At 70.8% G+C, this 12,240-nt stretch carries 10 protein-coding genes; 3 read left to right on the top strand and 7 right to left on the bottom strand.

Annotated elements, in window-relative coordinates:
- Window positions 1-106: 106 nt before the first annotated feature.
- The 5 genes from ACFYXF_RS46240 to ACFYXF_RS46220 form a co-directional block, all read right to left on the bottom strand.
- Window positions 107-1,549 carry an HAD-IA family hydrolase gene (locus ACFYXF_RS46240; RefSeq protein ID WP_389359323.1) on the bottom strand — a complete coding sequence of 481 codons (1,443 nt, stop codon included), beginning with the start codon at window positions 1,547-1,549 and terminating at the stop codon, window positions 107-109.
- Between the two features lie 82 nt (window positions 1,550-1,631).
- Window positions 1,632-2,690: an ABC transporter ATP-binding protein gene (locus ACFYXF_RS46235; protein ID WP_389359308.1), complete on the bottom strand. Its 1,059-nt coding sequence runs from the start codon at window positions 2,688-2,690 to the stop codon at window positions 1,632-1,634.
- A gap of 5 nt (window positions 2,691-2,695) precedes the next feature.
- A complete protein-coding gene (locus ACFYXF_RS46230; protein ID WP_389359306.1) occupies window positions 2,696-3,511 on the bottom strand; it encodes an ABC transporter permease in 816 nt (271 codons plus the stop codon).
- Entirely contained in the window at window positions 3,499-4,395 is an 897-nt protein-coding gene (locus ACFYXF_RS46225; RefSeq protein WP_389359304.1) for an ABC transporter permease, read from the bottom strand. The genes ACFYXF_RS46230 and ACFYXF_RS46225 overlap by 13 nt, the downstream gene beginning before the upstream one ends.
- Window positions 4,392-5,549: an ABC transporter substrate-binding protein gene (locus ACFYXF_RS46220; RefSeq protein WP_389359302.1), complete on the bottom strand. Its 1,158-nt coding sequence runs from the start codon at window positions 5,547-5,549 to the stop codon at window positions 4,392-4,394. Before ACFYXF_RS46220 ends, ACFYXF_RS46225 begins: the two co-directional genes overlap by 4 nt.
- Window positions 5,550-5,761: 212 nt before the next feature.
- Here ACFYXF_RS46220 and ACFYXF_RS46215 point away from each other — a divergent pair, with 212 nt between their 5' ends.
- Window positions 5,762-6,571, top strand: coding sequence for a GntR family transcriptional regulator (locus tag ACFYXF_RS46215; RefSeq protein ID WP_389359300.1), 810 nt, complete (start codon window positions 5,762-5,764; stop codon window positions 6,569-6,571).
- Here ACFYXF_RS46215 and ACFYXF_RS46210 read toward each other — a convergent pair.
- On the bottom strand, window positions 6,564-7,016 hold the full coding sequence (locus ACFYXF_RS46210) for an Lrp/AsnC family transcriptional regulator (protein WP_389359298.1): 453 nt from the start codon (window positions 7,014-7,016) through the stop codon (window positions 6,564-6,566). The genes ACFYXF_RS46215 and ACFYXF_RS46210 overlap by 8 nt on opposite strands.
- 198 nt (window positions 7,017-7,214) lie before the next feature.
- Between ACFYXF_RS46210 and ACFYXF_RS46205 the strand changes: the two genes are divergently transcribed.
- Together ACFYXF_RS46205 and ACFYXF_RS46200 are read left to right on the top strand one after the other, a co-directional pair.
- The gene (locus ACFYXF_RS46205; RefSeq protein WP_389359296.1) at window positions 7,215-10,001 is read left to right on the top strand and encodes an AAA family ATPase; all 2,787 of its coding nucleotides are present in this window, start codon (window positions 7,215-7,217) and stop codon (window positions 9,999-10,001) included.
- Window positions 10,002-10,135: 134 nt separating this feature from the next.
- Window positions 10,136-10,609, top strand: coding sequence for a hypothetical protein (locus tag ACFYXF_RS46200; RefSeq protein WP_389359294.1), 474 nt, complete (start codon window positions 10,136-10,138; stop codon window positions 10,607-10,609).
- 84 nt (window positions 10,610-10,693) lie between these two features.
- On the opposite strand, the gene ACFYXF_RS46195 is transcribed toward ACFYXF_RS46200, so the two are convergent.
- Window positions 10,694-12,136: a GuaB1 family IMP dehydrogenase-related protein gene (locus ACFYXF_RS46195; protein ID WP_389359321.1), complete on the bottom strand. Its 1,443-nt coding sequence runs from the start codon at window positions 12,134-12,136 to the stop codon at window positions 10,694-10,696.
- Window positions 12,137-12,240: the final 104 nt, after the last annotated feature.

Genomic DNA, 12,240 nt, shown 5'->3' with positions numbered 1-12,240 from the left:
GTCCGGCGTTTGAGGACAAGGCCCGTTCAGGGCCGGAGCGGGGGTCTGGGGGCGCAGCCCCCAGGGATGGGAACGGGTAGGGGCGGCGGGGGCGAAGAAACCCCCTCTACCCGAGCCCGAACCTCGTCAGGACCGCCGCATGGTCCGAAGGCCAGTCATTGGCGGCCACCTCGGGCCACACCCTCACCGTGCCGCTCACGACCACCCGCGAATCCAGCACCCTCAACCCCCTCCCCCGATACAGCACGAAGTCGATCCGGTCCTGCGGCTCCGGCCGCCCACTGCCGTCCTCGTGCTCGACATGAATCGGCGACCACGTGTGACCGGGGGAACCAACCGGATCCGGGTGGAACTCCCGGTACGAGTCGCGCAGCCCCGCCTCCTCCGCCGCCTTCGTCACCGGCCACCCCACCCCCGCCCAGTCCAGATGCGAGGGCGCGTTGAAGTCCCCGACAAGCACCACGTGCGCGGAATCGTCGATCCGCCGCAGGATCTCCCGCATCTGCCCCAGCCGCCCACCCTCATGGGCGATCAGCTCGGCCTCCGCCAACCCGTCGAAGCGGGCCTCGTAGGGCCCGTACGGCGCGCAGTCGAGATGGGCGCTCCAGACGTCCACCTCCAGCCCCGTCCCCAGCCTGATCCGCACTCCGGTGCCCCCGTAGAAACCGACGTCCGGGTCACCGAGGCGGGCGATGATCGGGTACCGGCTGATGACGCCGAGGTTCGGACCCGCCTGATGGTGGTACCAGCCGAGCGCCTCGGCGAGTTCCTCCGCCGAGTTCCCGTTCGTCTCCTGGAGGCCGACCACGTCGGCACCCGTCTCGGCGATCACCTTGAGCTGCTTCTCACGGTGGTCGTCGACCTTGGTGCCGCCGTACCAGAGGTTCCAGCTCATCACCCGGAGTTCGTGGGTGACCATGGCCCCGAGCTGCGCCACGGTGACCCCGGCCAGGCTCGTCAGTACCGTCCGGCCGGGCACCGCCTCGATCGGCGCGAGCGACGGCACGGCGAGCACGGCGCAGCCCGCCGCCTCGGCCGAGGTGACGCCGGTCTCGGTGTCCTCGACGGCCACGCAGGCGGCCGGGTCGACACCCAGGGCACGGCAGGCGGCGAGGTACGGATCGGGGGCGGGCTTGGTGTGCTCGGTGTCGTCGGCGGTCACGGAGACCGCGAAGCGGGCGGCGCCGAGTGCCTCCAGCACCGTGTCGGCGACGGACCGGGGCGAGGCGGTCACCAGGGCCGTGGGTACACCGGCCCGGGCGAGCGCGTCGAGCAGGTCGAGCGCGCCGGGGCGGGGCACGATGCCGGTACGGACTCGGGCCGCGAACTCCCGGTGCAGTTCGGCGGCGAGCTGCCCGGCCGCCGTGCCCGTGGCGGCGGCCAGCCAGTCGGCCGTGTGCTCCACGGGCCGGCCGAGCACCTCCGGCTGGTCCGCCTCGGTCAGTGGTCTCCCGGCGACCTGCTCCACCGCCTCCCACCACAGCCGCTCGGTGTCGACGAGCGTGCCGTCCATGTCGAACAGGACGGCCTGGAGCGGGGGTTGGGGCAGGTGGGGGGTGTCGGAAGTACGGGGGATGTGGGGGGTCACGTTTCTCTCTCTGACGGATCTCTCTCCGACGGACTCACTCGGCTCACGGACGGTTCGTGCGCTCGGCCACCAGCACCGGCCGCTCCGGCAGTGAGACGTGTACGGCGGCTCCGGCGCCCAGCGTGGCGGCCTCGTGCGCGGGCAGGTCGGCCTTCACCTCGGTGCCGTCCACGAGCCGTACGGTGATCCGGGTGACCGCTCCGAGGAACGCCGTGGCCACGACACGTGCGTCACCCGCCGTATCGGCCTCCACCCGTACCGCCTCGGGCCGGACCAGCGCATCGACCTCGACGGCGTCCGGCGCCGCGCCGTCGACCGGGAGCCGCTGCCCGAGCACCTCGACCGAGGCGTCGGACAGGCGTCCCGGAATCCGGCTCATCGTGCCGACGAACTCGGCGACGAACGCGGTGGCGGGTCGGCCGTACAACTCGGCGGGAGCGGCGCACTGTTCGAGTCGCCCGCCGCGCATCACGGCGACCCGGTCGGCCATGGACAGCGCCTCCTCCTGATCGTGCGTCACGAACAGGGTGGTGATGCCGAGTTCCTGTTGCAGCCGGCGGATCTCCTCGCGCAGGGTCAGGCGGACCTTGGCGTCGAGCGCCGACAGCGGCTCGTCGAGAAGCAGCACACGCGGGCGGAGGGCGAGTGCGCGGGCCAGTGCGACGCGCTGCTGCTGGCCGCCGGAGAGCTGGTGCGGGAACCGCTCGCCCTTGTCGGCGAGGCCCACGAGGTCGAGCAACTCGGCGGCACGGGCCCGCCGTTCGGACGTACGCACCTTGCGCATCCGCAGTCCGAAGGCCACGTTGTCGAGAGCGCTGAGGTGCGGGAAGAGGCTGTACGACTGGAAGACCATCCCGGCGTCGCGGCGGTGGGCCGGGACCTGGGTGACGTCCTCCCCGTCGACCAACACCTCGCCGGAGTCGGGGTGTTCGAACCCGGCGAGCATGCGCAGCGCGGTAGTCTTGCCGCAGCCGGACGGGCCGAGCAGCGCGAGCAGCTCCCCCGGCCGGACGTCGAGGTCGAGTCCGTCGAGGGCGACGGTCGGGCCGAACTCCCGGCGCAGGCCCCGGAATTCGACGGTGGCGGCCTTGTCGAGCGTCATGTGGTTCATCCCTTGGCGGCGGCGGTTCGGGAACGCCCGCCGAGCCCGGCGAGCGCGAGGAGGAGGGCCCAGGTGACGAGCAGGCTGAGCACGGAGACGGCGACGGACAGCTGGGCCTGCGAGCCGCCGACGCTGTAGATCCACACGGCGAACGGCTGGAAGCCGAGGAGTTGGGCCACCGTGAACTCGCCCAGCACCAGGGCCAGGGTGAGGAAGGAGGCGTTGAGCAGCGCCCCGCGCAGATTGGGCAGTACGGCCGTCACCAGTGCCTGCACCGGGCTCGCACCGCAGCTGCGGGCGGCTTCGACGAGCGTGCGGACGTCGATCGCGCGCAGCCCGGCGTCCAGCGACCGGTGGACGAAGGGCAGCGCCATCACGACGTACGCGAGGACGAGGACGACCGGGAAGTCGGGGTTCTGGATGGCGACGAAGGTCTGGAACAGGGGCGTACGCGAGAGGTGTTCGGGTCCCCACTTGAGGACGGTCGAGATCCCTGCCACGAACGCGATCGGCGGAACCACCAGCGGCAGCGAGCAGATCACCTCGACGACCGGCCGCAGCCGGGGTGCGCCGAGCCGCAGGGCGACCATCGCGGGGACCATCAGCAGCAGGACCACGGCGATGGTGGCGGCGGCCAGTTCGAGGGAGAGCAGCAGGCCGGTCAGGAAGCCGTCGGCGCCGACGATCTCCCCGTACGCGTCGAAGGTGATGCCCTGGCCCGGTACGTCGACCGTGAAGAGCACGGACGCGGCGAGCGGGACCAGGAAGTAGACCGCAGCGCCGGCCAGGACCACCCAGCGCCACGCGTTCAGGCGAGCCATCGCGCGCTCCTCCTTTGCAGGGGCAGGTACACGGCCATGACCAGGCCCGCGATCAGGACCATGTCGAGGCTGAGGGCGAGCGCCACGTTCTCCTGGCCGACCAGCACGTTGCCGGAGATGGCGTCGGCGATCTGGAGGGTGACCAGCGGGACCGAACTGCCCACCATGGCCGCGGCGGTGGCGTACGCGGCGAAGGCGCTGCCGAAGAGCAGCACGAATCCGCCGAGCAGCGAGGGCAGCAGCACCGGCAGGGCGACGTGCTGCCAGTACTGGACGGCGGTGGCCCCGTTGTTCTGGGCGGCCTCACGCCACTGGGAGCGGAGTCCGTCGAGCGCGGGCGTGATCGTGAGGACCATCAGCGGGATGAGGAAGTAGAGGTAGACGATCACCAGTCCCCAGAAGCTGTAGAGGCTCCAGCCCTTGTCCGTCAGCCCCAGGTGCCGGGTCAGCACACCGGAGTTGCCGAGCGTGGCGACGAACGCGAAGGCCAGCGGCACGCCGCCGAAGTTGGCGAGGACCCCGGAGGCGGTGAGCACGGCCTCGCGCAGCGCCCGGAACCGTGAGGTCACCACGGCCTGGGCGAGCAGCAGTCCGAGGACGGTCGCGAGGAGCGCCGACACGGCGGACAGCTTCACGCTGCCGAGCAGCGCGGTGAGATACGCGCCCTGGAGGGAGTCGGTCAGATTGGCCGTGGTGTACGAAGTGGCGCCGGTGGCCTGGTTCTTGACCGTGAAGGCGCCGTTCAGCATGGCCAGGGCGGGCACCCCGAAGGCGACCGCGACAAAGGCGAGCAGCGGGAGTACGGCGAGCCAGCCGGGGGCGCGGCGCCGCCGCTTCAGGGAAGCGGCGGGCGCCACGTCGACCCGCGTGAGGGTGGCGGTCATCCGGAGACGGCCTTGCCCCAGCCCTCGGCCAGCACGGTCTTGGCCTTGGCCTGCTGGGCCTCGGTCGGGAAGGCCGGCGTGCCGGAGACCTCCGGGAGCGCGGCGGCGGCGGTCTTGTCGAGCGTGCCGGCCTTCTCCATGGCGGTCATCAGGACCGGGCGGGCGAAGCCCTTGAGCCACAGGTTCTGGCCCTCGGCGCTGTAGAGGTACTCCTGCCACAGGCGGGCCGCCGCCGGGTGCGGGGCGTCCTTGTTGATGGCCTGGGAGTAGTACTGGGAGAACTTGCCGTCCTCCGGGACCGAGACCTGCCAGTCGAGGCCCTTGGACTTGAACTCCTCGGCGTACCCGGCGTTGAGGTAGTCCCAGTCGATGCTGATCGGCGTCTCGCCCTTCTCGACGGTGGCCGGGGTCGACTCGACGGGCGTGTAGTTGCCGTTCTTCTTCAGCTTGGCGAAGAAGTCGAGGCCGGGCTGGATGTCGTCGAAGGAGCCGCCACTGGCAAGAGCCGCCGCGTACACGCCGCCGAACGCCGAACCGGACTTGGTGGGGTTGCCGTTGAGGGCGACCTGGCCCTTGTACTGCGGCTTGAGCAGATCGGCGAAGGTGGTCGGACAGGTCTTCACACGCTTGGCGTCGCAGCCGATGGAGATGTAGCCGCCGTAGTCGTTGAACCACTGCCCTTCCGGGTCCTTCTGCCCCTCGGGGATGTCGGCGAAGGAGGCGACCTTGTACGGCGCGAGCAGCCCCTGCTGGGCGGCGCTCAACGCGAACGAACTGCCCAGGTCGAGAACGTCGGGGGCCCGGTCCTGCCCCTTGCGGGAGGTGACGGCGTTGATCTCGTCCTGGCTCGATCCGTCGGGGCTCTCGACCTCGATCTTGATGCCGTACTTCTTCTGGAAACCGTCGATCAGGGCGCCGTAGTTGGCCCAGTCGCGGGGCAGGGCGATCGCGTGCAGCGTGCCCTCCTTCTTGGCGGCGGTGACCAGCTTGTCCAGGCCGCCGAAGTCGGCGGCGGAGGTCGCGGTGGCGGCACTCTTGCCGTCCGCGGTGGTCGACGCGTCGTCGGGGGCCGCGCCGCAGGCGCTCAGGGCGAGCGCGGCGACGACGGCGAGGGCGCCGCCGCGGACGGCTGTTCTCGGCAGGGACACGGTCACGGTCTCTCCAGGGGTGCGCACGAGGGGTGAGGAAGTGCGGAGAACTTGTCTGAACAAGTTGGCCTCAGTACGCCCTCCGCTGGTATCAGGCTCGTAAACTCTGGCGAAACGCTGACCCCTGATTCCCTGCACAATCCAGGCATGCGTGGACGGCTCACGGATGTCGATTAGGCTGCTCACGCTGTGCACAGCGACAGACCCGGAGGGGAAGCATGACGGCGCGACACGAGGAGATCGCCGACGAGCTGCGCCGGGCGATCGACCGCGAGCAGTACACGGTCGGCAGCCGTCTGCCCCCGGAGACGGAACTCGCCGCCCACTACGGCGTGGCCCGCGGCACGATCCGCCAGGCGGTCGCGGCCCTGACGGCCGAGGGGCTGATCGGCTCCCGTCAGGGCGCCCGCCGGGTGGTCCTGGCCAGCCGCCGCAGCCAGACCTTCGAGGAGCTGCGCAGCTTCGCCCAGTGGGCCCGCGCGATGGGCCGCGAGGCGACGGGCCGGGTGGTGCACCAGGAGTACCGCCCGGCGACGACGGAGGACGCGATCCGTCTCCAACTCCGCGAGGAGACCCCGGTGTTGCACGTCCTGCGCGTACGCGGCCTGGACGGCGAACCGGTCCTCCTGGAGCGCACGGTGTACGCCGACTGGATCGCCCCGTCCGTGGAACCCATCGAACCGGACTGCCCCTCGGTCACCCAACGCCTCTTCGAGGACACGGGGTTGGTCTTCGCATACGGCGAACACATCATCGACGCGGTGGCGGCCGGCGCCCAGGACGCCGAACACCTGGCCATCCGCCGCACAAGCCCCCTCCTACGCGTCCGCCGAGTAACGACGACAAGAGAAGGCCGCCCAGTGGAATGGTCGGACGACCGCTACAGAGGCGACGCGGTGAGCTTCAGCGTCCACAACTCGATAGCGAACAACGCCCTGGCGAGAAGCGCCCCAAAGGGGCGCGGGGAACTGCGCGACAAGCCACAACGAACCCGCACCCGCCACCAAACCCCCGAGGCACCTAAGTAGGCGACCCAGAAGAGAACCTCCGCAGCAAGGGCGACAGCACCAACACGGACTTCGTCCGCTCAACAAACGGCTCCCCCGCAATACGCTCCAGCACCCGCTCGAAGTGCCGCATATCAGAGGCAAAAACCTGCACCACCGCATCCGCCTCCCCCGTCACGGTAGACGCAGCCACGACCTCCTGATACCGCTCCAGCCCCCGCTGAATCGTCTCCGGCGAGGTATTCCGCCGGCAGAAGATCTCGACGAACCCCTCCGTCTCCCACCCCAGCGCCGCCGGATCCACCCGCACGGTGAACCCGGTGATCGCCCCACTCTCCCGCAACCGGTCCACGCGCCGCTTCACCGCGGGCGCGGACAGCCCGACCAGCTGCCCGATGTCCGCGTAGGAGCGACGCGCGTCCTCGGCGAGGGCGTGCACGATGCGTTCGTCGAGATCGTTCAGCACAGCGGGTTCATCACTTTTCAGATGGTGCGGGCACTTCGAATCGGGGGCGGCGGTAGCCGTAAAGGAAGTAGAACACGAGCCCGGCCTGGAGCCACTCGGTCGAGTGAAGACACCGAGAGCGGCGAACCCCCTGCCGACGGCCGCGCGTGTTGGCGTACGGATACGGCCGGACGGCTTCGGCCGGGGAGGAGCAGGATCTTGCCGCGCCAGACACCCGAGTCGTTGTTCATGGGCAGAGCGGAAGAACTGGGGAAGCTGAGAAACCGGCTGGACGCGGCGGCGGGAGGCGAGCCCCAGGTCGTCCTCGTCGACGGTCCCGCCGGGATCGGCAAGACCTCACTGGCACGGCGCTTCCTGTCCGGTGCCGCCACGGACTGCCGGGTCGTGAAGGCCGGCGGCGACGAACTCGAGACGGAACTCGCGTACGGACTCGTCGCCCAGCTGGTGCCACAACTGCCCGCCGCGGCCGAGGCGTTGCGGGACCCGGCCCTCGGCACACCCCACAGCCCCGCCGCACAGGACCCGGTCGCAGTCGGTGCCCTGTTGCTCGATGCCCTGGGTCAGCTCCAGGGGCGAGCGCCGGTCGTCCTGCTGATCGACGATGTGCACTGGGCGGACACACCCTCGCTGCACGCACTCACCTTCGTGCTGCGGCGGCTGCGCAGGGACCGGGTGCTGGCGCTGCTGGTGACGCGTGACGTGAACGATCCCCGGCTCCCGCAGGGGCTGCACCGCATCCTCCACGACGAGGCCACGCTCCAGCTGACGCTGGAGGGACTCGGCCTCTCGGACATCGTCGCGCTCCACGCGGCCCTGGGCTCGTCGGCCATTCCCCGCCGGGCGGTGGCCCGACTGCGGGAGCACACGCACGGCAACCCGTTGCATACGAAGGCGCTCCTGCAGCAGTTTCCCGCGGACGTCCTCGACGGCACGGCGGTCCTGCCCGCCCCTCGCAGATACGAGCGGCTGGTCACGGCGCAGCTGGCGCGGTGCAGCGCTCCGGCGCGCGACCTGGTCGAGGCCGCCAGTGTCCTCGGCATGTCCAGTCCCCTGCACCAGGCCGCCGAGGTGGGCGCCGTACCGGACTCGCTGGGCGCGCTGGCGGAGGCGATGAGACACGAACTGCTGGAGGAGGATCCCGCCGGTGCCATGCTCAGGGTCGCCTTCCCGCATCCGTTGTTGCGGGCTGCCGTGTACCGGGGGCTGGATCCGGCCGAGCGCTCCCGCCTGCACCGGCTGGCGGCGACCCGCTCGGACGACCAGTACGCCGCGCTCCAGCACCGGGTGCACGCCGCCGTCGCGCCGGACGGGGACCTCGCCGGGGAACTCGTTCGTCTCGCGGCACGGCAGGCGGAGACAGGGGCCTGGGCGGCGGCCGCGTCCGCGTCGACGACCGCTGCCCGGCTGTCCACGCAGGTCGGCCTGCGCGAGCGCTGTCTGATCCAGGCCGTCGAGTACCGGCTGCTCGCCGGTGATGTCAGTCAGGCCGCCGAACTCGAGCCGACGCTCCAGGACATGCCGCCCGACGCCGAACAGCAGTACGTCCTGGGCCATCTCGCCCTCACCACGGGGCGGCTGGACGAAGCACGCCGAAGGCTAGCCGCCTGCTGGGAGAGCGGCGACGCGACCACGGAAGCCGAGACCCTGCGCAAGGCCGCCGAGCAGATGGCCTGGCTGTGCCTCATCCAGGGCGACGCGCCGAGCATCGTCGGCTGGGCGCGTCGCGGGCTCGATCTCCCACCGGCGAAGCGGTCGTCCTTCCTGCGCGACTCCCTCGCCATCGGGCTGGCGATCTCCGGCGACTACGACGAAGGCATGCGGTCCCTCGACCGTCTCCCGCTCTCGGGGCCCCGCACCACCCCGGAGCAACTGGACGGCCTGCTCGCGCGGGGCATGCTCCAGCTGTGGAACGGACAGTTGGGTGAGGCCCGCCGGGATCTGGAGGACACGTTCTCCTCGCACCGGCGCGGCGGGCTGCCGTACGCGGCTCTCGTGGCACTGGGCTTCCTCACCGACGCCGAATACCGGGCCGGGCTGTGGGACGAGGCCGTCGCGCACGGCACTCAGGCCGTCTCGCTGGCCGAGGACACCGACCAGATATCCATCCTGGCGGTCGTCCACGCCTGTACGGCGTTCCCCCTGGCGGGCCGGGGCGACTTCGAGGCCGCCGAAGCACACGCCAGGACAGCGGTACGGCACGCCCAGGTACTCGGTGACGTCAATGACGCCGCCTTCGCCGCGACGGCACTCGCCCTCGTGCACAGCGGCCGCGGGGACGACGAGCGCGCGGTCGCCGAGCTGACTCCGTTCCTGGGCCCGGACATCGTTCACCGCAGCGGCCTCGACGAGGTCGGGATCGTCGCCTGGCGGCCCGTCCTGGCCGAGTCCCTGACCCGCCTGGGGCGCACGGACGAGGCTCTCGACGTGCTCGTCCCGTACGAGACCCGTGCGGCCGAGCGGCGTCGTTGGCTGGAACAGGCGTCTGCCGCACGTTGCCGGGGCCTGCTGGAGGAGGCGTACGGCGACCAGGAGGCGGCAGACCAGGCGTTCCGGGCGGGACTGGGCCACTGCGCGCGGGGAGAGCAGGGCGAGCGCGGAGAACAGTGCTGGGAGGAAGCGCTGCTTCACCTCTCCTACGGCACGTTCCTGCGCCGCGTCGGCCGGCGCAGGACGGCGGTGGCCGAACTTCAGGCCGCGCACCGGACCTTCCTCCGTCTGCGGGCCGCACCGTATCTCGAACGGTGCGCTCGGGAGCTGGCGGGCTGCGGCCGTCCGACAGCGCGCCCCGGTGCCCGGCATGCCGGGCTCACCGCGCAGGAGTTGACCGTCGCCAGGCTCGCCATGCGGGGTCTGTCGAACCGTGGCATCGCACGAGAGCTGGTCCTCAGCGTCAAGACGATCGAGTACCACCTCGCCAACGCCTACGCGAAACTCGGCATCACCTCACGGACGGGGCTGTTCGGCACGCTGGGCGACGAGAGTTGACGCCCGGGTCCCGCCGCACACCCCAGGGCTGAACCCCCGGGTTTTCACCAGGGTGCCCGCAGCCGTTCCTCCGTAGCGTGCAGAGCAGAAGAAACCCGCGCCGAACAGGGCGTTTCTGATCTGTAGGGGGGATCGTGCGACTTTCTGTGCCGGTCTCGGTATCCAGGCTCTTCGGCGCCTTGATGCTGGGCCTGACCCTTGTGGCGACCAGTGGTTGCTCCTCACCGGCGCCTCCGGAACCGCCCGACTGGACGGAGACCACCACGGACACCACCCTGGAAACCACCCCGGAAGCCACGCAGGCCGCCGAGCCCCTGATGGAGTGGTCCGTTCCCGCCGACGTGGTGGGCGTCTGGTGCGGCGGTGCGAACGACGCCCCGGACGGTCACTGGACGTACGTCTTCACCGCGGAGGGCGAGGTCGAGGCGTCGAACACGACCAGCGGCTTCTCCGGGCACGTCGTCACCCAGGGAGACGTCATGACCTTCCATGTGGACGGGAGCGACCCCTGGCAGTCGTCATGGGCCGTGGGCTACGAGGAGGCACTCGGCGTCAGCCTTCTCTACCTCGACGGGTACAGCTACTACCCCGGATCCTGCGACTCCTAGATCGACGGCGCCGGAACACCGCCGCGAACGGCCTCTGTTGTCCGACGGGGGTGGACAACAGGGGCCGTGGGCAAGGGAGTCGGCTCAGCTCCAGCTGGCGTGGAGCGGCTTGCCCTCCGCGTAGCCGGCCGCGCTCTGGATGCCGACGATGGCCTTCTGGGCGAACTCCTCAAGGGAGTTGGCGCCGGCGTAGGTGCAGGAGGAACGGACGCCCGCGATGATCGAGTCGATCAGGTCCTCGACGCCCGGCCGGGCCGGGTCGAGGAACATCCGGGACGTCGAGATGCCCTCCTCGAACAGCGCCTTGCGGGCCCGGTCGTACGCCGACTCCTCCGACGTACGGTTGCGCACCGCACGCGCGGACGCCATCCCGAAGGACTCCTTGTAGAGGTGCCCGGCGGCGTCCTGCTGGAGGTCGCCCGGGGACTCGTACGTCCCCGCGAACCAGGAGCCGACCATGACGTTGGACGCACCGGCGGCCAGCGCCATCGCGACGTCACGAGGGTGGCGTACACCGCCGTCCGCCCAGACGTGCTTGCCGTACTTCTTCGCCTCGGCCGCGCACTCCAGGACCGCCGAGAACTGCGGCCGGCCCACGCCCGTCATCATGCGGGTGGTGCACATGGCGCCCGGTCCGACGCCGACCTTGATGATGTCGGCGCCCGCCTCGACGAGGTCCCTGACACCTTCGGCGGCGACGATGTTGCCCGCCGCGATCGGGACGTGCGGGTCGAGGTCGCGGACCAGCTTGATCGCGCTGAGCATCGACTCCTGGTGGCCGTGCGCGGTGTCGATGACGAGCGTGTCGACGCCCGCGTCGAGCAGTTGCTGCGCCTTTCCGGCCACATCGCCGTTGATGCCGACGGCCGCGGCGATCCGCAGCCTGCCGTTCGCATCCGTGGCCGGTGTGTAGAGGGTGGCACGCAGAGCGCCCTTGCGGGTGAGGATGCCGGCGAGCTTGCCGTCGGCGTCGACGGCGGGCGCGTACCGGCGGTTGGCGGCGTCGAGGCGGTTGAAGGCCTCGCGCGGGTCGATGTCCGCGTCGAGGAGGAGCAGATCCTTCGACATGACCTCGGAGAGCTGGGTGAAACGGTCCACCCCGGACAGGTCGGTGTCGGTGACCACACCGACCGGCCGCTGCTCGGCGTCGACGACCACACCCGCGTTGTGCGCCCGCTTGGGCAGCAGGGCGAGGGCGTCGGCGACGGTCTGGTGGGGGGCCAGCACGATCGGCGTGTCCAGCACGAGGTGACGGCTCTTCACCCAGGAGATGACGTCGGTGACGACCTCGATCGGGATGTCCTGCGGGATGACGACGAGCCCGCCGCGCCGCGCGACCGTCTCGGCCATCCGGCGCCCCGCGATGGCGGTCATGTTGGCGACGACCAGCGGGATCGTCGTACCCGAACCGTCCGGGGAGCTGAGGTCCACGCCCTGCCGGGAGCCGACGGAGGAGCGGCTCGGGACCATGAAGACGTCGTCGTACGTCAGGTCGTACGGGGGCTGGATGTCGTTGAGGAAACGCACGTGCTGCACATCCCGGTCGATCAGAGGTGGCCCCCGGACAGGACAGCCAGGGGGAAGAGCACGTACCTCATTGTCCCATGCCGGTGACCTGAAACCGCCTGGTC

Source organism: Streptomyces sp. NPDC002680 (assembly GCF_042889145.1).
In the GTDB taxonomy this organism is placed as follows: Bacteria; Actinomycetota; Actinomycetes; order Streptomycetales; family Streptomycetaceae; genus Streptomyces; species Streptomyces adonidis.
Note: the sequence above shows the minus strand (reverse complement) of the source record. Positions and strands in the feature narration are given on the sequence as shown.